The following is a 24996-nucleotide window of genomic DNA, read 5'->3' on the forward strand; positions in this document are numbered from 1 at the left end:
TTTGATTATCCCTGCGATGAGATCGAAGGAAAAAGTACGCCGAACGTCGTTCCTCCAGAGGCTTTGCAGTCCCGGATTCCCGATATATGGGAGCAGAGTGAAATATCACCCGGACAATGATCGCCGTCCTCAGGAATGTAGCGACACCTGGCGCTTGAAAAAGAAATCTGAAAGAGACTCGCTTCGGCCAAAGTCTTCAACCGCAGCAGTTCGAGCCCTTTTCCACCGGCATTGAAGTCGTACGGTCGTTTGCTGGAATAGTCATCCGTGATTTGCGTGTTATGAAACCCGTCAAATATGAATTCCCGGTCACCGATGGCAATTCCCACTCCCCAGTCTTGCACCGTTAGGCTCATGCCGCCGGTCACGCGTTCGGCTGTCACAAGTATTTCTCCTCCGTTGGGAACCGCTTCCACGGAGTTTTTCACCAGAGTCTTAATGACAGTGACCAGCAGCGAGCGATCCAGCACAACCTGCAAGTCGGACCCTATGCACGTGCCGATTGTAACGCTCCGATGAAGGAAGTGGAGACGTAATTCCGCGAGAATCTCTTCGATAGTGCTCCGGACTTGGATAGTTTGCGGATCGATTACCGGTGGATTGAAGATTTCTTCGATGATACCGGAGAGTTCAGCGAGGCGCTTGATATTTCGTTCAACGCGGGCAAAGGCTTTTTGTTGCTTTTCCGTCGATCTTTCATCCGCTGCCAACGTTCCGACGGATGCAGTAATTATCGCAAGGGGAGTTCTCAGTTCGTGTGAAAGATGATTCACGGCTCTGCGTTTCATCTGCTCCAGGGATTTCAACGCGGTTACATCCCTGAATACCACGACAACGTTCTGTAAGTCCGGAACACATACATCATAATCGAGAAAGGACGGAGCAAGCGATAGATAGACAACTTGCCCGTCTGCACGAGTATATTCAACGTCAGGGTGCAACTGCCTCTTACCGGATTGGACTGCGTGCATGAAGGTATCTGCAAATTCACTATTCCGTGGATCGCTGAAGACTTCGTAGAACTGTCGTCCCACGAGATCTTCTTGCTCGAACCCAAGAATTTTCAGAGCTGCGGGATTGGTAGTATGTATCTTTCCGGTACACTCCAGAGTGATGACCCCTTCGTTCATGCTTTTCAGAATAATTTTTTCGATGGGATCGGGAACGAAGCGAGAATCCTGAGAGGGATCGGAACTCATGCTTACCTCGTTGTCGGCAGATAGGTTGGGCCGGATCTTAAAAATAGCAGAAAACACATCTCCTTCCTATGGTTTCGTTCGATTCTTGATGAAGTAGAGAGAAATTGAACGCCGGAACACTTGCGTACCCGTGGGGAAAGGGTTACCTATAACGAAGAATGCCTTGGGTATGCACATATAGGCATCCAGAACGCGTTTTGCCGCGAGAAATCGCGTCCGGAGCGCAACCGAGGAGGTTATCTATGGAGAAGGGGCCCGAATGTCCGCATTGCGGCGAAAAAATGGATCCTATTGAGACTCCCTTGGAGTCGTCATGGGGCGGAGAAATCCACTATGTGTGTTTCAACGACGAGTGCTGCTATTTCAAAGATAGCTGGCAGTTCCTTGAAAACCAAGGGGTAACCGGCACAGGTTATCGGTGCCGCATGGATCCCAGAGGTGCGTGTGGACCCCTTGCAGTCTGGTCTTCGGACGCAATCAAGAATCGAATCTGCAGTGATGTAGAAGGCAGCACAGAGAAATAGCGTAATCGACCGGTCACCCCCTGCCGGTCGTTTTTATTTTGAACCGACAAACCGCGGTCGGTTGATGATAAATACTGCTCCCTTGGAATTCCGAGCGATCCGGTTTATGCTGTATGGGCAAGAGTAAATAAATAAAATGACCAGGCTTGTATTATGCCCCAGAATCAGCTTCTTTCGTTTTCCACAAAGTTACTGTTGATTGGTGCGCTCGGTCTCTTCCTCCTTATTTTCTCGCTGGAATCAAGTGCACACGCACTGGAGAAGAAATCTGAGCGGATGAGCTTGTTTGAAGTGCCCACCACGGGCAAGATCATGGACGTGGAGTTTCGACCGGAATTCGACGAATGGTGGGTAAAGTGCCGCGAAGGGGAGAACATCTCGGTGTATACGTTCGACAGGAGAGCCAATAAATGGGGACGGGTTCAATTCATGCCCAGGAAAGCGGACGCCAAAACGCACGTAGAAGAGCCTGAAAAGCCCGCAATTCCGCAAAGTGCCCCGGCTCCCAAGCCCCCCGAACCGGTGAAACCACCTGAAACCAAGCCTGAACCCACAAAACCGCCGGAACAGAAAAAAACCGAGACCCGATGGTGGGATCCGCTCAATGTATTTAAAGGTGGAGAAAGACTTATCAAGTCTCTTGAAGGGAAGTAAGTAGCTCCGGGTGAACTGGAAGAACCACAAGGAGGAACTTCTCTTGAGAAGTTCCTCCTTGTTTTACACGCGGCAAAGAATGCAGCACCGGTTTTCGGATTCGAAGATCGGTTCCACGGATCTGAACCCTGCAGACCGGAATAGAGCCACCAGACCTTGCGTATTGGGAAACCACCAGTTGTAGCAGCGTTCTTCATGAACATGGGAGTAACCCGGGAACACGAATTCCCACAACGGCCTGTCATTCACATTTTCAGCATGCTTCATTACTGCAGATTCTATAATCGCGATATCGCGAGTAGCCGCCAATACGTTCTTCGCAGCCAGAAACGGATCGGAACAGTGGTAAATGACTCCCAGGCAAAAAACTAGATCGAATTGCTGCTCCAGCACCGGAAGCTCATATACACTCATCTGCCGATAATCGATATTCAGTCGGAGGACGTCTCGCACAAATTCGGCTTGTCTTAAGTATCCAGGAGACGTGTCGATTCCGAGCACGTACTGTGCGTTCCGATTCTTAGCCGCGACACTGAAGAATCCGGCGTTGCAGCCGATGTCCAGTACACTCATTCCGGTTAGATCGAGTGGAATATGCTTGTCCAGAATCTCCCATAGCGTTTGAAGGTGCTTCACCGGCTCACGCATGGTGAAAATTCCATTGCCCAGGTCGATGCAATGGAACCATTCTTCCTCGTTTCCCAGCTCGTTTATTCTGGCAAGTATCTCTTCGGGAGATGATTTCTGTATATCAGGCATGTCGTTCCTTTCTTTTTCCGAACTGAAGCAGAAGGAGTCGGATCACTCTCAGCCCAATACGAATTCCCTCTCGATGATTATTACAGTCCACGTTTATCCGACAAGTTAGTTGCTCTGTAAACCGATAGTACATTAGGCACATTTCATGCCAGAAGAACAGATTTTGCCGAGTGTTTCTCTCATTGCGAGATTGACGTATAAAACCTCTGCTACCAGCAAGTAAGTTTTGCCATCACATTGTCTCAAAATATCGGAGAGAATGCAAAGCAAGTCCTTCGAAAGAAAAGGGGCAAAAAATACCCCTTTATCGAAAAGAAAAGGTGCGCGAAGTGCCCGGATTTCGTGAAGAAGAAAGGAATTCATGAGAATTCTGGATGAATGGCAAGAAAAGTATTCAGCATGAGTGGATTCGGGTATGACTGCAATTCTGAACGCGTTCGGATTTGGATTTCTTCTCTTCGCGATGAGAATCGAATATTCTGCGAACTAGGTTCTTAATGCATACGGATAAGGGATAAATCATGCTAACTCGAGGAAGTGGTATACTCATTCATATAACATCTCTGCCGTCCCGCTTCGGAATAGGCGATCTTGGGCCATGGGCGTATAAATTCGTAGACTTCTTGGCTGAAAGTAGACAGAGTTTCTGGCAGATACTACCTCTGACAGTCACCAACCCGGGCCACCATTCTCCCTATAACAGCCCGTCCGCATTCGCGTGCAATCCGCTCCTGATCAGTCCGGAATTTCTCGTGAGAGACGGATATGTATCGAACGACGATTTGGGAACACCGAATTTTCGGAACGATCAGGTGGACTATTCCGCTGTCGAGCAATACAAAATTGGCTTGCTCTGGAAGGCCTTTTGGACATTCAAGAAAAAGACCGATTATGAATATGAGCTCTTTATCGAGAAGAACCGGATATGGCTTGATGATTTTGCCTTATTCATGGCTTACAAAAAGCGGGTCGACAACAGGGGCTGGAACGAATGGCCGTACGAAATCCGCGATCGTCATCCTGAAGCGCTCAAAGCCATCGCGAGAGACCTGAGCCAATATGTGGAAATGGAAAAGTTCGTTCAGTTCATATTCCACAAGCAATGGACCGCGCTTTCCGAATACTGTAAAGAGAAAAGCATCCAGTTGATCGGCGACATTCCGATCTATGTCGATTTCGACAGTGCTGATGTCTGGTGCCATCCGCAATATTTCAAGCTGGATGAGAACAAGAAACCGTACGCGGTGGGAGGCGTTCCTCCCGATTACTTCAGCGAGACCGGTCAACTCTGGGGAGTTCCCATATATCAATGGGGTACTCTCGAGCATGACGGCTTCAAATGGTGGATTCAACGTCTCGAGCGCAACCTGAGCCTTTGCCAGTTTCTCAGGATCGATCATTTCAGAGGATTAGTGGGATACTGGGAGGTGCCGGCCCACGAACAAACGGCAATCAACGGCAGGTGGATCGAGGGGCCTGCCGAACGATTCTTCAAGGCAGTGCTCAAGAAATTCCCCAAAATTCCACTTGTTGCAGAGGACCTTGGTATTATTACTCCAGACGTTCGCGAGGTGATGCGGACATTCGAATTACCCGGTATGAAAGTGCTGCTGTTTTCCTTTGGCGACGACCAGCCCACAAATCCATACACAGTACACAATTTCGAGAAAAACTACATTGCGTACACCGGGACTCACGATACCAATACGATTCGGGGGTGGTTCGACCATGAAGCTTCTCCCGAGCAAAAGCAGCGAGTCTGGGAGTATCTGGGACGGAACGAGGCACCCGACGAGTTGCACTGGGATATGATACGACTGATAATGATGTCTGTTGCTGCGGTGTCCATGTTTCCCATGCAGGATGTGCTCGGGTTGGGGAACGAATCCCGGATGAATTTTCCTTCGGTCAAAGAGGGCAATTGGCGCTGGAGGCTCCTTCCGGAGCAGCTAACCCCTGAGCTTACGAAAAAGCTTGCTCGCCTGTCGGTACTCTATGGGAGAGCATGAAAAGATTGCCACAAATATTCTGAGGTTTAGCAGACACTCGAACACGAGACATTGGTTGGGGATTGGCTGTCCCCGTCGGTACAATCTATCGATATCATTGGATATGAAAGATCACGGAGAAACTGTCTCAAATATCGAAATCTATCCCAGATCGTAGCACGTATTTCTCATCATCATTCCGGCCTGAGTGTAGGGGCGGACCTGCGAGTCCGCCCAATTGAGGGCAGACGCATTGGTCTGCCCCTACCATGACGGACAATCGTGGCACGATTTCTTGTGCATTCGAGACTCTTGAGACAGTCTCCGCAGGCTGGCACCCACCAGTATTTCTATCCTCAATCGGACGTCAATTTCGTGCAATTCTTATAGTTTCTGTTTGCTTCGCAAGACAACGTCTATTTAATCAATTCCGGGGGCTGTAGAAAGATAAATTCCCGCATGCATACCACTTGACAAACGTCCCCCCATGGCCATCTGTACCAGGGAAACCGGAGATAACTTCCGATTTTTATTCCTAAATTATGTAATTGCCGTATCTTCGTGTTTCTGACTATCAGGGGTGTGAGGCGGGAAACTGCCTGGTGAACCCTGTTGGGCCCCCGGGTAATCTTAAAATGGTCCGAGAGGAGGCAGATTTGACGGAACAGGATCGTAAGGAAACAAATATTTCGAATCGCGGCGAACCGGCTATTGAGCCGCGGCACCCCACTGCTCCGCAGGTGGTATCCAGTCCGGAAGAGAAAGAAAGCGGTTCGGAACCCGAGCCTGATCGGCAGCCAGAAGTGGATCCTCTCGAGAGTGCCCAAAAGGAAGCCGCGCACAACCGCGATAAATGGATTCGAGCCGTAGCAGACCTGGAGAATTATAAGAAACGAGCCATCCAGGAGAGAAGCAATCTTCTGAAATATCGAAATGAGGAACTGCTCAGAGACTTACTCGCGGTGATCGATAATCTGGAGCGTGCACTACAACACAGCGGCAACGAGGAAAAGGCTCATGCGCTCACTGAAGGAGTGGCCATGACCGCGAAGATGTTTGCGGACGTTCTCAAGAAATACGGAGTGACTGAAATTAAAGCCATCGGTCAAAACTTCGATCCACATGTGCATGAGGCTATCATGCGCGTCCCGGTTGCAGAGGGAAACAAACCCAACCAGGTGGTGGAGGAAGTCGAAAAAGGATACATGTACCAGGATCGCTTACTGAGACCTGCCAAAGTGGTGGTTTCCACTGGTGCGTAATATGGAGCAATCGTGCTCGAGAAATATTTTGAATGAGGTAACGAGGAGGAAACATGCCGGGAAAAGTAATAGGAATTGACCTGGGAACCACCAACTCATGTGTGGCCATCATGGAAGGTGGGGATCCCACGGTCATCCCCAATTCCGAAGGCGGACGGACCACTCCGTCAATGGTGGCTTTCACCGATTCGGGCGAACGTCTGGTAGGTCAGGTTGCCAAGCGCCAGGCCATAACAAACCCCGAGAACACGCTTTTTGCCATTAAAAGACTGATCGGACGCAAGTTCAGTTCCGGTGAAGTTCAGAACGATATAAAGGTCCTGCCGTATAAGATAGTTGAAGGAAAGAACTCAGACGCAGCCGTTAGAGTCCGAGGCAAGGATTACAGCCCTGCGGAAATCTCTGCAATGATTCTGCAGAAAATGAAACAAACCGCTCAGGACTATCTGGGAGAAGAGGTCACTGATGCTGTTGTGACGGTGCCCGCGTATTTCAACGATTCACAGCGGCAAGCTACCAAAGATGCAGGCAGGATAGCCGGTCTGAATGTCTTGAGAATCATAAACGAGCCTACAGCGGCTTCCCTTGCCTATGGGTTGGATAAGAAGAAGGAAGAAAAAGTCGCCGTTTTCGACCTGGGCGGCGGTACTTTCGACATTTCCATCCTGGAAATAGGTGACGGCGTTTTCGAAGTCAAATCCACCAATGGCGACACCCATCTTGGCGGCGAAGACTTCGATCAGCGATTGATCGATTATCTTGCGGACGAATTCCGAAAGGATCAAGGAATAGATCTGCGCAACGACAAAATGGCCCTGCAACGACTAAAAGAAGCGGCGGAGAAAGCAAAAATAGAACTCAGCTCGTCCATGGAAACGGACATTAACTTGCCGTTCATCACCGCGGATGCCTCCGGTCCGAAACACATGACCATGAAATTGAGCAGGGCGAAACTGGAAGCCCTGGTGGAAGATCTCATCGAAAAAACTGCCGGTCCCTGCAGGACAGCAATGAAAGATGCCGGCCTTTCAGCGAATGACATCAATGAGGTCATCCTGGTGGGCGGCATGACACGAATGCCCGCGGTGCAGGCCAAGGTGAAGCAACTCTTCGGAAAGGAGCCTCATAGAGGAGTAAATCCGGACGAAGTTGTCGCCATCGGCGCAGCCATTCAGGGAGCCGTGCTCAAGGGCGAAGTGAAAGACGTGCTTTTGTTGGACGTCACTCCGTTGTCTCTTGGAATCGAAACTCTCGGGGGCGTGTTTACGAGGCTTATCGACAAGAACACCACGATCCCCACGAAGAAGAGTCAGATCTTTTCGACTGCGTCGGACAATCAGCCTTCGGTCTCTATCCATGTCCTGCAGGGCGAGCGGGAGATGGCAGCGGGGAACAAAACCCTCGGTCGGTTTGAGCTGGTGGGAATTCCACCTGCACCGAGAGGAGTGCCCCAAATCGAAGTTGCCTTTGATATCGACGCTAACGGCATTGTGCATGTCTCCGCAAAAGATCTCGGCACAGGGAAAGAGCAGTCCATTCAAATAACCGCTTCAAGCGGCCTGACTGAAGAAGAAATCCAACGTATGGTCAGGGACGCTGAATCCCATGCTGAAGAGGATAAAAAGAAACGGGAGCTTATTGACGCACGTAATCAGGCGGATTCACTGGTCTACATGACTGAGAAATCCTTGAAGGAACACGGCGATAAGGTGGATTCTTCAGTCAAGAGCGCGATTGAAGCTGCGATTACGAAGACCAAGACCGCAATGGAAGGCTCTGACGCTCAAGAGATAAAAACCGCTGTCGACGAACTGCAGACTGCCTCTCACAAACTGGCCGAAGCCATGTACCAGCAGGCTGCCGGACAGGCCGGAGGTCCGGGAGGTCCCGGAGCTGGTGGCTTTGAAGGTGCCGGTCCGCAGGGTGGCGCACAGAAGAAACCTGATGAAGACGTCGTAGACGCAGATTTTGAAGAGGTGAAGGAAGAGCGCAAGAAATAGACTCGTCGGTGTTCCAACACGTTGAAATTTCAACTAAGTCCCCCTTAAGTCCCCTTTGAGAAAAGGGGGACTTATAGTCAGTGCAAAAAATTCTGTCGTTTATTCCGCGAGTGAATTACAGGATATTGGTAGAGACCGGCGTCCCTGCCGGTCCATTCTATCGATATTATTGATCATATTGAAGGTGTGCCGGCACGGAGGCCGGCACCCACCAATACTCTTTTTGTGAATCAGACATTAGTTTTGGCACTGACTATAGGAGGAGAGTATGCGTCGGTCTTGCCATTTTGAGCGTTCCGGCACCCTTCGTCTTCGGTTCGAACTCGCCTCATTTACTAGATGATGATTGCAATCCTATTTGTTTTTTGTCCGGGGTATTGACCCTTGAATCACTGCGTGTTACACAATTCGGATAGCCTTCGGCCCCTCGTTCGATTCACGAGCGAAACTTCAGCATGATCTTCCGCTATGCAGGTCCTGTGAGAAGTTATTCGTCGTTTCGAAATCCCGCGTGATCGCGCCCTCACTGAAACTCTCCGGAAAGGGGATGTATGGTGAGTTCGGAAAACGATGCAGTAAGCATTGCCTGTATATCGAACGCGATCTCGGAGTCGGGGGACCTGAAGTTGACAAACAGAGGTCTCAAGAATGCCACAGATAATACCCTTCAAAACAACTCACTACAGCGATCGGTACTCGGCCGAACTCGATAAACTTATAACTCCCCCGTACGACATCATCTCTCCGGCCGAGCAGGAAGCTTTTTACAAAGCTCATGAACTCAACGTTATCCGACTGGTACTGGGCAAGGAACTCCAGAGCGACTCCAATGGGAGCAATCGGTACACCCGCGCTTCAGATACCCTGAAAACCTGGCTCAAGGAAGGCGTGCTCGCTGTTGACGAACGCCCGGGATTTGCCGTGTACAGAATGGATTTCGAGCAGCCCGGCGGAGGTCGGCGTTCCATTGACGGATTCGTGGCCCTGGTCAAAGTTGATGATTATGGCAAAGGCAAGGTGCTGCCTCACGAAAAGACTTACAAGGGGCCCAAGGCGGATCAACTCAATCTTCTTCGCGCGTGCCGGGCACATTTCACGCCGATTCACAGTCTTTTCCCCGATGATGATGCTACTGTGGTGAATACCTATTCCCGCTTCATTCAGGGTAAGCCTTTTCGCGAAACCGTGGATGCAGATGGAACGATTCACCAGGTCTGGATCATTCATGACGAAGATGCCATTGCAACTATTCAGAACGCCCTGGAATCGAAAAGTATATTTATCGCAGACGGGCATCACCGGTACGAAACGGCACTGGCTTACAAACAGGAGCGCATAGCAGCCGGAGATTCGAGTCCCGACGGCCCCCATGAATGGGTCATGATGTATCTGACCGCAATGAACCATCCGGGCCTGCTGATTCTTCCGGCTCACCGCATGGTTACCGGACTGAAGAACTTCGATCCATCCCGGATGGAAGAAGCGCTGGCTGCGTACTTTGAGATCGAGATGGTGTGCTTTTCAGAGCAGAACCGTGAAGAAGTGTCTGCGCAACTCGTGGAACGTATCCGGTCCTACTCCGATATTGGCGGGAAATTCGGTATGGTCATACAGGGCGAGAATTGTTTTCGTCTCTTGAGACTCAAGGATTTCGGCAAAGTGGATGCAGCCATGGATGCGGACATCCCGTCTTCTCTCAGAGGGTTGGATGTGACGATTCTTCGTGAAATCATAATGAATTTCGGTCTCGGCATGGACAAGGAGAATTGCGAAGGACAAATAGCGTATACACCGCTGATATCCGAGGCTCTCAGTAAAGCATTGAACGGGGAATATCAGGTCAGTTTTATCCTGAATCCCACTCGGGTCGATCAGATGCGTACGGCAGCGGAGTTGGGACATAAACTGCCGCATAAATCAACGTACTTCTTCCCCAAGATATCTTCGGGGCTGGTGTTCAACGTCTTCCGATAAGGGGCACTCCTCGAAGCAAATTGCGGATTGTTTTACGTGGACACCATCAAGACAACCGAGTCCGTAGACGGTCTACTCAGACACAAAATCCGAGTGGTCCAGGCAAAGAAAGGGTACCGCGTCAGCGAAGATGCAATCATTCTGACCTGGTTTGCCCGGCCCGAACCTGGCGATTGGGTCCTGGATGCAGGATGTGGCTGCGGAGTGATAGCCTTCGGTCTCGCTGCTCGAATGAGCGGAATCCGTATTGTCGGTCTGGAAATTCAACCGGCCCCTGCTCACAGAGCGGCACGAGGGATCAGGTTGAACAAAATGGAATCTGAAGTATTCATCATTCAGGGAGATTTTCGCCACGCGGATCGCTTCTTCAGATCCCAGTCGTTTGATTCCATTGTCTCGAATCCTCCGTACCACGAGCCGGGTCGCGGCAAGATAAGCACTCAGGAAGAAAAGGCTCTTTCCAGGCATCAGATGATGCTGCCCCTGGAAGACCTGTTTCGCGTTTCCGCGTGTCTCCTGAAAGCTTCCGGTGGATTGACGTTTGTTTATCCTGCTTCCCGCTGGGAACGCATTAAGATTGCCATGAAAGAGACTGGCTTTGGAGCGGTTCGTGTGCTATGGATTCACTCGCAGAAGGATGCGGAAGCAAGCCTGGTGTGCATTGAAGCCAAACGTAAACAGTACAGTACCAACCTGACCCAGATGCGTCTGGTCCTCTACAGTTCTCCGGGTGTGAGAACCCCCGCGGCTGAGGCCATACTGGCGGGAGAAGATCTCCCTGAACTGTGTGAAAGGAGCGACTTTTCATCCTTGCCGATGAACAGTATAGCGTAGAGCACAAATGCGGAAAGAGCGGGTGCGCGATGCATGTGCCCATTAACGGCAGGAGACCGGGCGCTTGAGGGACGCTGTACGTTCGGAAGCGGACTGTCACATAGCGTGACCGGGTCCGGTATGAAGCAGAGTCGGGATGAAACCGACCGGAGGTGAATGTGGAACAGTTTGAAAGAATAAAAAGACTGCCGCCGTACGTTTTTCAGGTGGTGAACGAATTGAAAATGAGACTACGGCGCGCAGGCGAGGATATTATCGATCTGGGAATGGGCAATCCTGATATCCCTACTCCCAAACACATTGTCAGTAAGGTGATGGAAGCGATCCAGAACCCCAGAAATCACCGATACAGCGCATCCATGGGGATACCCAAGCTCAGAGAGGCTTTTGCATCCTGGTGGAAGAGGCGCTATGACGTGGATCTCGATCCCGTCACGGAAGTGGTTGCAACCATGGGAGCGAAAGATGCGCTGGCCCATCTTGTTCTTGCAACTATAACTCCGGGCGATGTAGTTTTCGTGCCTTCTCCCACGTATCCGATTCACCCTTACTCGGTGGTAATCGCCGGTGGCGACCTGAGACACATTCCGATCAGACCGGATCACGATTTCTTTGAGGATCTAAAAGCTGCAGCACGGCTCACCTGGCCTCTGCCGAAAATGTTGATCATCTCGTTCCCTCATAACCCGACAACAATGGTTGTGGACCAGGACTTCTTCAAGCGTATCGTTGAATTCGCCATGGAATATAAGATCATGGTGATCCACGATTTCGCGTATGCAGATCTTACCTTTGACGGGTACAAGGCTCCGAGCTTTCTTGCTGTCCCAGGCGCGAAAGAAGTGGGCGTGGAAGTATTTTCCATGTCCAAAAGCTATTCCATGGCAGGCTGGAGGGTAGGGTGTGCAGCCGGGAATCCCCAGATGATAGAAGCGCTTCGGCGTCTCAAGAGCTATATAGATTACGGAATTTTTCAGCCGGTTCAGATTGGTTCTATCATTGCACTCAATGAGGATCAGTCCTGCGTTCGAGAAATCGTAGACGAGTACAAAGAACGCAGAGACGTTTTGTGCTCGGGACTGAATGACTGCGGCTGGTCTTTGACACCGCCTTTGGGAACCATGTTCGCGTGGGCCAGGATTCCTGAACAATTCAGGGGAATGGGCTCCCTCGAGTTCTCAAAGCTAATGACAGAGCAGGCAAGAGTTGCTGTAAGTCCCGGAATCGGCTTCGGTCCTTTCGGTGACGAGTACGTGAGATTCGCACTGGTCGAGAACAGAATGCGCATTCAGCAGGCTGTTCGCGGTATCCGCCACTTCATGCAGCAAAACGGCCAAAGCTGCGCGGAGCCCCCCTTGGCTCAGTCTGCAGCAGTCTAGGTACTCGAGAGAAGATCGTCAGGCAATGTCGGTACGGCGAAAGCTGTACCGCATCATCATTCCGGCGGGCGGCTTCGGACAATATTTGCCGTCTTCGCCGGTTTCTGTTTGAAGGAACTCGTTTCGAAAAACGTCGGACTGTAAAAAAACGGCCTTTTTCAAAACCGCGTTACCGTGGATCATACATTTCGCAGTTACGCACATAAGACAGCGAAGGCTGGAGTGTGTCCTGAGCGGAGTGATTAGACGGCTTTGCGTCGTCCGGAGCGAAGGATACCTTCAGCCTCCCAGATTATGAAAAGAAAAGCGAATGTATTACAACCTGTTCCACTGACTTCGATACCCGTGAGGTTTGGTTATGAAGGAAGTTTCCATAGGATTGATTGGATTCGGCACGGTCGGTGCAGGCGTCGTGCAAATTCTCGAAGAAAACCGTGACGTGCTCGAAGCTCGAGTTGGGGTTCCCGTCCGCCTGAAGCGAATCGCAGATCTGAATATAGAATCCGATCGCGGCGTAAAAGTGGATCGGAGTCTTCTCACTACAAATGCGATGGAAGTGGTAAGAGATCCTGAGATTTCCGTTGTGGTCGAACTGATTGGAGGGTACGAACCCGCGAAAAGCCTTATCCTGGAAGCCTTCAAGAATGGTAAACAGGTTGTCACTGCAAACAAAGCACTTCTTGCGGAACACGGTCCGGAGGTTTTTCAGGCTGCGCATAAAGCCGGAGTCGATATTGGATTCGAAGCAGCGGTTGCGGGAGGTATTCCCATCCTTCGATCCCTGAGAGAAGGGCTGGTTGCCAATCGTTTTGACAAGATACTCGCTATACTAAATGGCACGTGCAATTTCATTCTTACTGCCATGGATTCCACTCCTGGTGTTTCTTTTGACGAAGTATTGAAGAAAGCTCAGGAACTTGGGTATGCAGAAGCAGATCCCGCTCTGGATATCGATGGTATCGATTCGGCTCATAAGCTTGTGTTGGTTCTGAGCCTTACCCACGGGATTCGGGTTCCTCCCAGGAGTATCCATGTGGAAGGCATTCGCAATATCGATCCTTTCGATGTGGCAATGGCGCACGAGTTCTCGTATAAGATCAAACTGTTGGCCATAATCCGGAGAGATGGCGACAATGTGGATGCCCGATTGCATCCTACCTTGCTTCCTGAGGATCATCCCCTGGCTCGGGTTGACGGAGTGTTCAACGGGATCTTTCTTCATGGGGACATGGTGGGAGATCAGCTCTTCTACGGCCGTGGGGCCGGCAGAGAGTCCACCGCGTCCGCGGTTATCGGTGATGTGATAGAAATGGCACGGAGCGCTGCCCGAGGAGAAGCGGGGCGCGTTCCCCCATTGGGTTATCCGGAATCCTGGAAAGCGTCCGGAAAACTGAAAAACATAAGCGAAATAGTCACGAATTACTATCTTCGTATTAAGGCGATGGATCGACCTGGAGTACTCTCAAAGGTGGCGGGAATTCTGGGGGAGCATCAAATAAGTCTCCATTCGGTCGTGCAAAAGAGCAGACAGAGCTCCGCCGCTGTGCCGGTTGTATTCTTGACGCATCTTGCCAAGGAAGCTGACCTGCAAATTGCTTGCGAGAAGATCAGCCGACTGGATGATGTCGAAGGTGCTCCGGTCATCCTGAGAATAGAAGACGAGACGCTTAACTAGGATCTTTTGGAGATAAACATGTGGAAAGGCATCATAAGACAATATCCGGACTTCTATCGATTCGCATCCGATAGTCACGTGATAACGCTTCTGGAAGGGAATACTCCGCTTATTCCGGTTCCACGATTGGCAGCCAAAATTAAACCGGGGATCTCGCTGTACTTGAAGTACGAGGGACTCAATCCCAGTTCCTCGTTCAAGGACCGGGGCATGACTCTGGCTGTTTCCAGAGCAGTGGAGGCTGGGTCGAATTCCGTTATCTGCGCGTCTACCGGCAATACGTCTGCTTCGGCTGCGGCATACGCGGCAAGAGCCGGAATCAAGGCTTTCGTGCTCATTCCGGAAGGCAAAATAGCTCTGGGAAAGCTTGCTCAGGCTATGATTCACGGTGCCATCGTCATTAAAATCCTCGGAAATTTCGACGAGGCATTGAAATTGGTACGTGAAATATCTGATAATTATCCGGTAACCTTGGTGAACTCGGTGAATCCTCACAGGATCGAAGGTCAAAAATCCGCGGCATTCGAGGTCTGTGACGCTCTTGGCGTTGCACCTGATTATCACTGTCTGCCCGTTGGCAATGCAGGAAATATCACCGCGTACTGGGCAGGTTACAAGGTATACAAGGATGCGGGAAAGATAAACGCATTGCCGAAAATGTTCGGATTCCAGGCAGAAGGAGCAGCTCCCATTGTGAGAGGTCATATTGTGGAAAATCCTGAGACTGTGGCAACTGCCATCAGAATCGGAAACCCGGCTTCGTGGAAACCGGCGGAAGCCGCCCGAGACGAATCCGGAGGTCTCATCGATATGGTAACTGATGAGGAGATTCTGGAAGCGTACAAGATGGTTGCATCGCTTGAAGGAGTCTTCTGTGAGCCCGCCTCTGCCGCTTCTATAGCCGGTCTGATCAAAAAGAGCCGCGAAGGCTACTTCGAGACAGGATCGACAATTGTATGTACTCTCACGGGACATGGACTCAAAGATCCCGATAATGCCATAAAGGTGTCAACCGATCCGGTCACTTGCGAGCCGGATATGAAGAAGGTGCTGAATGTCCTCGGATTCTAAGACAAAATACGTAATACTCGTCCCGGATGGGATGGCAGACTCGCCCATGAAAGAGCTGGATGGGGCAACTCCGCTGCAAGCAGCAAAAACTCCCTGGATGGACAGCATGGCTGCAACCGGTAATCTGGGAACCGCACGAACGATTCCGCATGGAATGGAACCGGGCAGCGATGTGGCCAATCTTTCAATTATGGGATATTCCCCTGATACTGTGTATACGGGGCGTGCTCCGTTTGAAGCCGCTTCCATGGGGGTTCATCTCAGACCGGAAGATGTGGCTTTCAGGCTCAATCTGGTGACGCTTGAGCGGAATTTCACGCTCATGGTCGATCACAGTGCGGATCATATAGCCACTCCGGAAGCACACGACATCATTGAAGAGATGTTTCCCGTTGCAGAAGCTTTCGGTCTGGTGATTGTGCCGGGCGTTTCCTACCGGAATCTGCTGGTATGGCGTGACGGACCGACGGGGTGCCTCACCCATGCGCCACATGATTTCCCGGGAGAATCCATAGCGACTCGGCTGCCTACAGGTGAGGGAGCAGACGTACTGCTCCGGTTGATCATCAAATCATGGAAGCTCTTTGAAACGCATCCGGTAAACCAGCGTAGGAAAAGGCGCTGCCAGGGAGCTGCCAATTCTGTCTGGCCCTGGGGTCAGGGAAGACCTCCGAAAATCCGGACATTGACCCAGAGATTCGGCATTTCGGGAGCAGTTGTCGCTGCTGTTGATCTCGTGCGCGGCATCGGCAAATATGCCGGTTTGGACATCATCGACGTACCTGGAGCGACAGGCTACCTGGACACCAATTATCAGGGCAAAGTGGACGCCGCTCTGAGTGCTCTTGAAGACAAGGATTTCGTTTTCCTCCACGTGGAAGCACCTGACGAGGCTGCGCATTCAGGACAGTTGGATCTGAAGATCAAAGCAATCGAAGATTTCGACGAGAAGGTTGTAGGCCCGGTGCTCAGCGGGCTCCAGAAGTTTTCCCACTGGCGTGTTCTGTTGATGCCCGATCATCACACGCCCACGGAGAGACGGGTCCATACAGGCGAACCTGTGCCTTATGTCTTGCAGGATTCCGAGACCTGGAAGCCTCCCGCCGCAGAGTCGGTAACCGGGTTTTCAGAAAAGCGAGCATCCGAGGGCCAGGCGGTCGAAGACGCTGCCAAAATGATCGAGATGCTCTTACAGAAAAATTAGTATTTGCCCTGCCGACTCCCGGGCAGGATGTGCCCGGGAGCACAAGCAACCGGAAAGGCTTTTTCATCATCGATTGCGTGTTCACATCTGCCTTGAATTGGATCTGCCGGCACATTCAATTTCATTCCATTTTCACATACTGTAATTGATTGAAATATCATATGATTGTTCGGTAGGGGCGGACCCGCGTGTCCGCCCAAAATCAGGCTGACGCGTCGGCCTGCACCTACCGTACTTCAGCATTTTGCCGATAGTTCGGGTTCTCGGGATCTTTGGGCCACTGACCAGGGTTCGCTTCAATATAGGTTCGTATTGCATGAAGTGCCTTTTCATTTCGAATCACGTGTTCGTAATAATTTCGCTGCCAGAGTTTGGCCTCAGATAAACGGTTCTTCTTTGCGTGACGAATGTACTCGTTGGTAGTCATTGTCTTAAACCATTGTATGATTTTGGGTAGATGCGCACCTTCGTGTGCGCCCAAAATCGGGCAGACGCGCCGGTCTGCCCCTACTATGACAATGATTCCATGAAAATGGTTGGGCATGATCACATATGCATCTGTCTCAATGTATGAAAACTTGCTTTCTATAGTGTTTCTCAAAAGTTTTGAAGCAATCCGATACCAGCACTGAAGAGTATCAGTAGCGCCCGGCGTCCCTTGTATGTTTCTGTCCATGAAGTACTGAATCTCTGGAACCGGTACCGAGCTGAGGGGAGGGGCTGATACTGGATCAATGATACGAGGTACTTCAAAAAATAGGACTCTTGGTTGCCAAGATATAAGAGTCCTGATAGAGGGGGGATGCACGTCTGTCAGACTCTCTGCAGGAGTCGGGCAGAGGCACCGGTAGATCGTTCGTCCCTTGGTCCTCTGAGACTGCCCGGCAGCTGGATCACCGGAGGCCTTCGTGTAAAAAGCCCGAACAGTCGCCTGGACTCGTTGAGAAGTCCGTATCCACAAGGGTGGGATGTTACACATGCATGAAGAAGTTTTTGTTGGCATAGATATCTCTAAAGATCAGTTGGATGCGCATGTGCTGCCAAAAGGCATGCACACCACCGTCAAGAATGACACTCAAGGCATCGACTCGCTGATTGAGATCCTCCACGCAGAGACCCCCATGGTAATCGTGATGGAAGCCACCGGAGGCTACGAGATAACCGTTGCGGCCCAGTTAGGTCTCGCCGGCCTGCCGATCGCTGTCGTCAACCCTGGTCAGGTGCGGGACTTTGCCAAAGGCATCGGAAAACTCGCCAAGACAGACGCCATCGATGCTTATGTGCTGGCACGCTTTGCCCAAACGGTTAGGCCCATACCGAAGCCGCTGCCAACGGAGGACGAAAAGCAAATCAAGGAACTCGTAACACGTCGAAAGCAGCTTGTTGATTTGCGTGCATCAGAAAAGAATCGCCTCCATCGAGCCCGTTCCAATCGCGTGCAGCGCAGCATTCAAACGGTCATAGCAGCCCTAGATAAGGAAATCGAAGACATCGATAAAGATGTCGATGACCTTATCAGGAAATCGCCTCTGTGGCGTGAAACAGAGGAACTCCTCCGAACCTTCAAAGGCGTGGGCCCCATAACTGCCAGAGTGCTCATGGCAAAACTGCCCGAACTGGGACATGTCAGCCGTCATGAAATCAGTCGCCTCGTCGGCCTGGCGCCTCTCAACAAAGACAGCGGAAAGAAGAAAGGCAAGCGCGAGATTTCGGGTGGACGGGCGGATGTACGCTCAACCCTGTATATGGCTGCAGTCGCGGCCATAACGTCCAATGTAGTCATCAAGCCTTTCTATCAACGCCTCATTGAGGCTGGAAAACCTTTCAAGGTTGCCATCACGGCTTGTATGCGTAAGATGATCGTCATCCTAAACGCAATGCTCAAGAAAAAACAGCCTTTCCAGGTAGTTTTTCCTTGACAAGAAACACAGTCGCTGCCGGGCAAAACTAGTTGATTTGTTTGCATATTGTCCACCGGCACGGAGGCCGGTGGCTACCAAATTCGAGGAATCGCTCTTCGCAATTCGCGATTACTTTTGAGAATCAGTATAATGCCTGCCACCATTTTTGAATTATATGCCCCGGCTCATTCAATATCATCTCACCATCAACAATCTCTCCGAACATGCACTTCTTGTTATGCGCGCAAATAGTAACGAAATAAGCCCCTTCCTGGCCATAATCATAATAGCGAAGGCGAATCGACCGCCTGCAATGTTTGTCCTGATCGAAAAACATTCCTGTCCTGATCGGTTTCTCTGCCGGAACCGACTCTCCTTTCATGCAAGAGCTGTCCGGAGAGAGTATTTCGTAATTTTGGTCCTGATTGCCAATACACTATCAGATGCAATGTGGCTTCCTCCAGCACAAGATTTCACTCGCTTATTCCCCTGATAATTTTTCTTGACATCTGATCCTCTCATTGCCATGGTAATGTTCTTCTGAGTGGCTGGCTTACAGAGCAGTTTCAGCACTCTTTGATTGGCTTATATGCGGGGGAATGCAATGCACATGCAATGTGACCAGAGATCATGGAAGGGTGGGGTACGCGCACTTTTCCTCGAACAGCTTGAAGACCGGATCGTCCTCGATGGAGCTGTGGCTGACACTCAAGATATTCAAGAATCTCAAGATACCGGCAATACAGTAGACACACTCGGATGGATTTCCGCGGGCAACGGCTGGTGGTACGAAGATACCGGCAGCGGCTGGTGGTTTAACGACCAGACTCATTGGTGGTTCAATGATATCACCGGCTGGTGGTGGAACGAGAGCGATGGCTGGTGGTTCAAGCCGGATAATGGATTCGATTTCTGGTATCACGGGGAGCACCAGTACTGGGCCCATGAGATTTCCACAGGATTCTGGTTCTGGTGGGATGATGTAGACAATACCGGCTGGGAAAAAGCCTGGGAGTGGTTTTACGATTATGACCTTTGGACCTGGGTCTACAATGACTGGAACGGAAGCCAATATTTTTCGGATGACGACCATTTCTTCTATCAGGATCATGCGAATTCGGAGTGGTGGCAATGGGGAGGAGTCAGTTGGTCGCAGGTCCACAATGAGATGCAACAGATTCCGGACCAATGGGACATGAATTTCTGTGAAAGCTATATGACAGTAGTCGGGGGCGATCTCTATCTTAATGCTTATGACAATTACCACTGGGGAACTTGGAAATACGACCCTCAAACAGGTAACTTGACTGAGATATTACAGGGCAACAAACAGTACCTGGCCGAATTAGGCGGAGACCTGTACTTCGTCAAGGCTGCCTCTTACGATTACAGACTTGCTAAATATGATCCGGAGTCCGGCACAGTGTCAGAAATCGCTGGGGGACACACGTGGATTGACGCAGTAGAAGATTTGACAGCATTTGACGGCGATTTATATTTCAGCGCAGTTGACGCTGCGCACGGGCGTGAGCTTTGGAAATATGACTCGGAGACAGACACCGTTTCATTGGTAGCCGACATACGTCAAGGTTCAACCGGTTCCGGTCCTGGAGACTTCATAGTGTACGACGGTGATTTATATCTCGCCGCGGATGACAGTTGGTATTCCAGTCAAGATGACAGCTTGCATGGCCGTGAGCTTTGGAAGTATGACTCTGTGTCCAATACAGTCTCACTGGTAGCTGACATAGAGCCGGGATACTATGGTTCCAATCCTAAGGCATTTGCGGTATTCGATGGAGATTTGTATTTTACTGCCTGCTACTTGGGCGACCAACAATATACTCATTCTTATCTCTGGAGGTATGATGCTCAATCGAATGTAGTCTCCCAGTGCGCTGATTTTGGGTACCACACAATTTGCGGACTTACCGTGCTAAACGAAAAATTATATTTCATAAACGAGTACAGCCAGTATTTGTGTGAATATGATCCTGTATCTGACACCGTGTTCCGGATAGAGCCAATCCCAAATGTAAAATTTACATATGACGACATGACAGCGCTTGACGGGGATCTGTGTATCTGGAACGGTGACTCGCTCTGGAAATACAGTCCGGATCCTCAACTGAGCCAGTCACCTGATTATGAAGTCTTCTGGGATGACCATCGTTTTTGGAAGGAGGTTTCCGGCGAATGGTTCTATAGCGCGAATTTGTTGGATTGGACACAGTATACGGACGGGGACGTTCACTTTGCGCCGGGACTCGGACAGATCCTGGGCTCAAGTGATGGCGTCAATCTTGAAGCCGTAAATGGAAGCCTATTCTTTACCGATGACCAATATGGCTCGACGGGCTGGCACAGCACTTCCGAATTCGATCCTCGCCTGCATGACGGCTGGGGGTACGAGGGAGAGCCGGTGCATCACGATTTCTTGTGGTCCGATTTTGATGGAGACGGAAACGTAGAGATTAAGTACCAGATTATCGGCAACTGGACCAACAATCTCAAACTCATTTACACGGTTTGGAACCCAAGTCCTGATTTTAACGAACAAGTCTGGCTGGGGACAGACACAAATAGTATAAGCATATTCTTCATGTCTTCTGAAGCCTGGGATGACGGTCACGGAGAGTATAATTATGTTCAACAAAATGTGCGGGTGATCAAATACGATCCAGCAGATTGCGACGGATACAACACATTTAATACATATACAATGGTCTATTATACCGAACTTATCTCCTACGCTGAAAGCGCGTGGATAAAAGACATAGGGTTTTTGGAACATGGAAATCCCGATCAGTTCAATGTCGGCGAAGACACTATTACTCATACATCCATTGACGGTTACGAACCTCTTTTCCGGCGGCTTGCGGATGTGATGAGTCCAGGGGCCGAAATCCAGATATGGCATTGTTCCGTGGCGGGAAATCCAGACGGCCGCACAATGTTGCAGGACATAGCTCTGTGGACAAATGCATATGTTTATGCCAGCGCAGACCTGACCGTTATGCCTTATGGAGATTCAACATCGGCGAATCCGTATGGCGATTGGACACTGGAAGTATGCTATGGACCTACAGGACAAATTAACCAAAACACTATTGATCCATTGTTTGATATTAGTGGTTTCAATGCGGCTTTTGAGGATTTTAACCAGTACTCATGGCCGGACGGATACGGATATTGCGTGCACGAGGAAATGCCCTATCAAGGAGATGACTACTGGTGGACTTTCAATTACTCCAACGGGAAGTGCACTGCAGTAAGAGACGGAGATAGTTTTACATTGCAATGGGAATATTACGGGGCAGAAAACCCTCAGTAATTACTTTCCGGTCCCACAAAAGCCGGACTTGGCTCGACTGCCATCTTTGCCACTCGAATGCATTTGCCCGTAGTAATGAATTTGAATGCACCGATGACATCGCTCAATGTAGGGGCAACCCTCGTGGTTGCCCCATTTTCATGATCTGAGGCACCCACCAGAGGGCGCCCCTACCAGTCGAATAGTGACATGGATGATTCTTTCTCAATCAACTCTGCACGAAAATCCTCGTGACCCGCGGGGAAATCTTACATGCTATTTCATAGTTAATGGTGTTACCGTTCGCAGCGATATCGTCCGGGAGAATCTCTTCGTCCCCCTGTTTGCCTATGAGCACCACTTCATCGCCGACCCGTGCCTCGGGGATCTCAGTGACATCTATCATGATAGTGTCCATGCAGACGGTACCCACTACAGGGGCTCTCTTTCCATGTACGAGGACCTCTCCTACATTGGACTGAAAGCGTGGGTATCCATCGTTGTACCCGACATGCAACGTAGCTATGCGGCAATTCCGGCTTGTGACATATCGTCGATTGTAAGAGATGCATCGGCCCGGAGGGTGTTCCTTCAATTGAGCAATCTTGGTGGTAAACGCGATTACCTGTTCCAGTTGAATGTATGATTTGACAGCCTCAGACGGATACATGCCGTAAATGGCCAAACCGGGCCGAACCATTGTGTAATGCGTCTGGGGAAATCGTACGAGAGCAGAGGTATTCGCTGCGTGAATATACCTGAATGAATGCCCGCGTTGCTTCAGTTCGGAAAGCAAAGCTTCAAATGCGGTAATCTGCTGGAGTGTATAATCGTCGCTGGCTGGATCGTCTGCAGAGGAAAAGTGAGTCATGATACCTTCAACTGCCAGATTCCGGAAACAAAGGACCTGCTCGATAAAAGGAACCGCATCTTCAACCCAGATTCCGGAACGTCCCATGCCGGTATCGATTTTCACGTGGACCGGTATTTTCCTGCGGCCGGTAGCTGCACGATCGAGCGCTGCCGCGGTCTCCAGGGATGCAACCACACATGAAAGATCGTGTTTTATGATTTTGTCCACTTCCTCGGGCAGCACGTTGAAAACCAGAATCGGGGCATCGATCCGATTTTCGCGTAACGTTGTGCCTTCATCAGGAAAGGCAACGGCAAGATAATTTGCTCCGTTTTCCAGAGCCACTCTGGATGTCCTGATGGAATCGTTGCCATAGCCGAAACTCTTTACTACAGACATTATGGCGACGTCTTCACCCACAATGCCCCGTATCTTCTTCACGTTTGCCGCAATGGCATCCAGGTTCACCAACAGGCGGGTTGCACCAATGGAACCGACAAGCTCCTTTGCGATACGTTCCAGCCGAAACCAGCGCGAACCTTTGAAAAGCACCACATCACCGCGGTTCATGATCTTCTCAAGTTCCAAAGCCGCTTCTTTGTGGCTGCGAGTATGAGTGATTCTCTTGGGATTCATGCCTTCCGTGGCAGCGGCATGACCGATTATTGCCGCGTTTTCTCCCACCGTAATTAGTTGATCCACCTGACTGCGTACCACTTCTTTGCCCACAGCAAGGTGCTCTTCTCTGCTGTGGAGACCGAGATCGAGCATTTCACTGAGTATAGCTATCTTGCGGCGGCCTTTACCGACCTTTGCCAGGACGTCCAGAGCGCCTTTGACGGACACAGGGTCCGAATTGTACGTGTCATTGATGAGAGTCACCCCGGTCACGGTAGTGTGCATCTCGAGCCGCATCGGGGATGGTCGGAAATCCTTTAATCCCTCTGCAATGGCTTCAGGAGAAGCTCCCAGGAGTGTGGCGGCTGCAGACGCGGCAAGAGCATTCAGCACGTTGAATCTTCCCGCCACGGGCAACATGATCTGCTGCGCATTGCCGAAAATCTGCATAATGAACTGATGCCCTCTGTCCGGGATAGAAGTGATATTCTCCGCCCTTACGTCCGCTTGCGGGGACATACCGAATGTGACCACCCGAGCTTTACTGTCCTGCGCGAGCTCCATGCTCAAAGGATCGTCTGCATTCAGCACGAGAAAGGAATCTTCCTTGAGATTCTTGAATAATCTCCGCTTTTCCGCGATCGTATTCTCAAGAGTCCCCAGACCGCCGATATGCGCTTTGCTGATGATTGTCAGAATTCCATGGTCCGGACGGATCATCCGTTCCAGCCGGTCCATTTCCCCAGGTAGACTAATTCCTGCCTCAATGATCGCCACCTGGTGTTCCGGTCGCATCCCGAGCAATCCCAGAGCTGCACCTATCTGCGTATTATACGAAAGGGGAGACCTGTAGGTTTTTCGCTCAAGGCAGAGTATAGAAGCGAGCATTTCCTTGACGAGAGTCTTGCCGTTGCTCCCGGTGATTCCGATAACAGGATATCTGAACCGATTTCGGTATGTGGCCGCAAGGTCCTGTAATGCCTGCAAAGTGTCCTGCACCTGGATCAGTGTGGCATCAGGCCAGGAGCCGTTTTGAAAGCAATCGTCCCGACTTGCCACAACGGCGCGTGCTCCGGCAGAAAGAGCATCTTCGACAAAATCGTTTCCATTGAAATGCTCGCCTCTGATTGCCCAGAAGATGAAGTCTTCGCTCATGGGTTTACGAGTATCGATGGATATGCCGGAAATCGGGCCGGCAAGCGGTCCTTGAACTCGAATCGGCTTAAGAATCCCTATTAATTCACTCAGATCCAAAAAACCCGTGTTGGCAATTCCCTGTTTCTCGACGCTATTGGATCGGGCACACGCGGAGACCGGATCGACACACTCAGCGTCTGCGATAGGCGTCGAATTCTTGGTGGTTTCTGAAATCATGATCGAAATTATCCCCTCAAATCTTCCACCGCTGAAAAACAGTGAAAAAGAAGCGTTATGATGAATGTACAGACACAAGCCGCTCCTACGGGCAAGCCCTTACCATACTGCGGCTGAAAACACAATGTCGGCAGTTCCCGTCCAGCCAGAGCGACTGGAAAATACAGTGATTATGTAGGGGCAACCCTCGTGGTTTCCCCAATGTGGTTATCCAGGGCACCCACAAGGGGCGCGCCTACCAGCCAGATGCACCTTTTAGCCGTTATGCTCTCACCGATGCCACGAGTAGTCAAATGTGTCGACCAATTCGAGTCATTCTTGTCTAAGCAATAGAGACGAAGCGTTCTTTTTTGAAGAGCTGCACAAATGTTGCATTTGCGGCTTTGGTAAAGAGTGGCGACAAATGCCAACTCT

General features: G+C 50.6%; 17 protein-coding genes. 13 read left to right on the forward strand and 4 right to left on the reverse strand.

Going from position 1 to position 24996, the window contains the following annotated elements; all coding sequences use genetic code 11:
• Nucleotides 1-5 precede the first annotated feature (5 nt).
• Nucleotides 6-1199 carry a sensor histidine kinase gene (locus DESTI_RS08410; RefSeq protein ID WP_014809542.1) on the reverse strand — a complete coding sequence of 398 codons (1194 nt, stop codon included), beginning with the start codon at nt 1197-1199 and terminating at the stop codon, nt 6-8.
• A gap of 242 nt (nt 1200-1441) precedes the next feature.
• Here DESTI_RS08410 and DESTI_RS08415 point away from each other — a divergent pair, with 242 nt between their 5' ends.
• Both DESTI_RS08415 and DESTI_RS08420 read left to right on the forward strand, forming a co-directional pair.
• Nucleotides 1442-1723: an ogr/Delta-like zinc finger family protein gene (locus DESTI_RS08415; RefSeq protein WP_014809543.1), complete on the forward strand. Its 282-nt coding sequence runs from the start codon at nt 1442-1444 to the stop codon at nt 1721-1723.
• Between the two features lie 153 nt (nt 1724-1876).
• A complete protein-coding gene (locus tag DESTI_RS08420) occupies nt 1877-2377 on the forward strand; it encodes a hypothetical protein (protein WP_014809544.1) in 501 nt (166 codons plus the stop codon).
• A gap of 63 nt (nt 2378-2440) precedes the next feature.
• Here DESTI_RS08420 and DESTI_RS08425 read toward each other — a convergent pair whose 3' ends face one another.
• Nucleotides 2441-3136: a class I SAM-dependent methyltransferase gene (locus DESTI_RS08425; RefSeq protein WP_014809545.1), complete on the reverse strand. Its 696-nt coding sequence runs from the start codon at nt 3134-3136 to the stop codon at nt 2441-2443.
• Between the two features lie 521 nt (nt 3137-3657).
• Between DESTI_RS08425 and malQ the strand changes: the two genes are divergently transcribed.
• The 9 genes from malQ to DESTI_RS08475 all read left to right on the forward strand — a co-directional run bounded on the left by malQ (nt 3658) and on the right by DESTI_RS08475 (nt 16523).
• Nucleotides 3658-5145, forward strand: coding sequence for a 4-alpha-glucanotransferase (gene malQ, locus DESTI_RS08435; RefSeq protein WP_014809546.1), 1488 nt, complete (start codon nt 3658-3660; stop codon nt 5143-5145).
• 635 nt (nt 5146-5780) lie between these two features.
• Complete coding sequence (gene grpE / locus DESTI_RS08440) at nt 5781-6386, forward strand: nucleotide exchange factor GrpE (RefSeq protein WP_014809547.1); 606 nt, start codon at nt 5781-5783, stop codon at nt 6384-6386.
• A 53-nt stretch (nt 6387-6439) separates the two neighbouring features.
• Nucleotides 6440-8386: a molecular chaperone DnaK gene (gene dnaK / locus DESTI_RS08445; protein WP_014809548.1), complete on the forward strand. Its 1947-nt coding sequence runs from the start codon at nt 6440-6442 to the stop codon at nt 8384-8386.
• A 648-nt stretch (nt 8387-9034) separates the two neighbouring features.
• Nucleotides 9035-10360, forward strand: a complete 1326-nt coding sequence (locus tag DESTI_RS08450; protein WP_014809549.1) for a DUF1015 domain-containing protein — start codon at nt 9035-9037, stop codon at nt 10358-10360.
• A gap of 36 nt (nt 10361-10396) precedes the next feature.
• A complete protein-coding gene (locus DESTI_RS08455) occupies nt 10397-11194 on the forward strand; it encodes a tRNA1(Val) (adenine(37)-N6)-methyltransferase (protein ID WP_014809550.1) in 798 nt (265 codons plus the stop codon).
• A gap of 158 nt (nt 11195-11352) precedes the next feature.
• Nucleotides 11353-12573, forward strand: coding sequence for an aminotransferase class I/II-fold pyridoxal phosphate-dependent enzyme (locus DESTI_RS08460; protein ID WP_014809551.1), 1221 nt, complete (start codon nt 11353-11355; stop codon nt 12571-12573).
• Between the two features lie 358 nt (nt 12574-12931).
• The gene (locus DESTI_RS08465) at nt 12932-14248 is read left to right on the forward strand and encodes a homoserine dehydrogenase (protein WP_014809552.1); all 1317 of its coding nucleotides are present in this window, start codon (nt 12932-12934) and stop codon (nt 14246-14248) included.
• A gap of 18 nt (nt 14249-14266) precedes the next feature.
• Nucleotides 14267-15319 (forward strand): threonine synthase, encoded by a 1053-nt coding sequence (gene thrC, locus DESTI_RS08470; RefSeq protein WP_014809553.1) that lies wholly within the window; start codon nt 14267-14269, stop codon nt 15317-15319.
• The gene (locus tag DESTI_RS08475; RefSeq protein WP_014809554.1) at nt 15303-16523 is read left to right on the forward strand and encodes a cofactor-independent phosphoglycerate mutase; all 1221 of its coding nucleotides are present in this window, start codon (nt 15303-15305) and stop codon (nt 16521-16523) included. Before thrC ends, DESTI_RS08475 begins: the two co-directional genes overlap by 17 nt.
• A gap of 226 nt (nt 16524-16749) precedes the next feature.
• Here DESTI_RS08475 and DESTI_RS30680 read toward each other — a convergent pair whose 3' ends face one another.
• Nucleotides 16750-17199, reverse strand: a complete 450-nt coding sequence (locus tag DESTI_RS30680) for a transposase (RefSeq protein ID WP_014809555.1) — start codon at nt 17197-17199, stop codon at nt 16750-16752.
• Between the two features lie 301 nt (nt 17200-17500).
• On the opposite strand from DESTI_RS30680, the gene DESTI_RS08485 reads away from it, so the two are divergent.
• Both DESTI_RS08485 and DESTI_RS08495 read left to right on the forward strand, forming a co-directional pair.
• Nucleotides 17501-18442, forward strand: coding sequence for an IS110 family RNA-guided transposase (locus tag DESTI_RS08485; RefSeq protein WP_014809154.1), 942 nt, complete (start codon nt 17501-17503; stop codon nt 18440-18442).
• Between the two features lie 586 nt (nt 18443-19028).
• Entirely contained in the window at nt 19029-21758 is a 2730-nt protein-coding gene (locus DESTI_RS08495; RefSeq protein WP_014809557.1) for a DUF4347 domain-containing protein, read from the forward strand.
• A 208-nt stretch (nt 21759-21966) separates the two neighbouring features.
• Here the strand turns inward: DESTI_RS08495 and alr are convergent, their stop codons facing one another.
• Entirely contained in the window at nt 21967-24582 is a 2616-nt protein-coding gene (gene alr, locus DESTI_RS08500; RefSeq protein ID WP_014809558.1) for an alanine racemase, read from the reverse strand.
• Between the last annotated feature and the right edge of the window lie 414 nt (nt 24583-24996).

The sequence above is a fragment of the Desulfomonile tiedjei DSM 6799 genome (genome assembly GCF_000266945.1).
GTDB classification, from domain to species: Bacteria; Desulfobacterota; Desulfomonilia; order Desulfomonilales; family Desulfomonilaceae; genus Desulfomonile; species Desulfomonile tiedjei.

Bases quoted from the DNA above. Each gene is read 5' to 3' on its own strand.
- DESTI_RS08495 (WP_014809557.1), top strand. From the start codon at position 19,029: ATGCACATGCAATGTGACCAGAGATCATGGAAGGGTGGGGTACGCGCA.
- DESTI_RS08415 (WP_014809543.1), top strand. From the start codon at position 1,442: ATGGAGAAGGGGCCCGAATGTCCGCATTGCGGCGAAAAAATGGATCCT.
- DESTI_RS08450 (WP_014809549.1), top strand. From the start codon at position 9,035: ATGCCACAGATAATACCCTTCAAAACAACTCACTACAGCGATCGGTAC.
- alr (WP_014809558.1), bottom strand. From the start codon at position 24,582: ATGATTTCAGAAACCACCAAGAATTCGACGCCTATCGCAGACGCTGAG.
- malQ (WP_014809546.1), top strand. From the start codon at position 3,658: ATGCTAACTCGAGGAAGTGGTATACTCATTCATATAACATCTCTGCCG.
- DESTI_RS30680 (WP_014809555.1), bottom strand. From the start codon at position 17,199: ATGGACAGAAACATACAAGGGACGCCGGGCGCTACTGATACTCTTCAG.
- DESTI_RS08485 (WP_014809154.1), top strand. From the start codon at position 17,501: ATGCATGAAGAAGTTTTTGTTGGCATAGATATCTCTAAAGATCAGTTG.
- DESTI_RS08420 (WP_014809544.1), top strand. From the start codon at position 1,877: ATGCCCCAGAATCAGCTTCTTTCGTTTTCCACAAAGTTACTGTTGATT.
- DESTI_RS08465 (WP_014809552.1), top strand. From the start codon at position 12,932: ATGAAGGAAGTTTCCATAGGATTGATTGGATTCGGCACGGTCGGTGCA.
- thrC (WP_014809553.1), top strand. From the start codon at position 14,267: ATGTGGAAAGGCATCATAAGACAATATCCGGACTTCTATCGATTCGCA.
- DESTI_RS08475 (WP_014809554.1), top strand. From the start codon at position 15,303: ATGTCCTCGGATTCTAAGACAAAATACGTAATACTCGTCCCGGATGGG.
- dnaK (WP_014809548.1), top strand. From the start codon at position 6,440: ATGCCGGGAAAAGTAATAGGAATTGACCTGGGAACCACCAACTCATGT.
- DESTI_RS08425 (WP_014809545.1), bottom strand. From the start codon at position 3,136: ATGCCTGATATACAGAAATCATCTCCCGAAGAGATACTTGCCAGAATA.
- DESTI_RS08410 (WP_014809542.1), bottom strand. From the start codon at position 1,199: ATGAGTTCCGATCCCTCTCAGGATTCTCGCTTCGTTCCCGATCCCATC.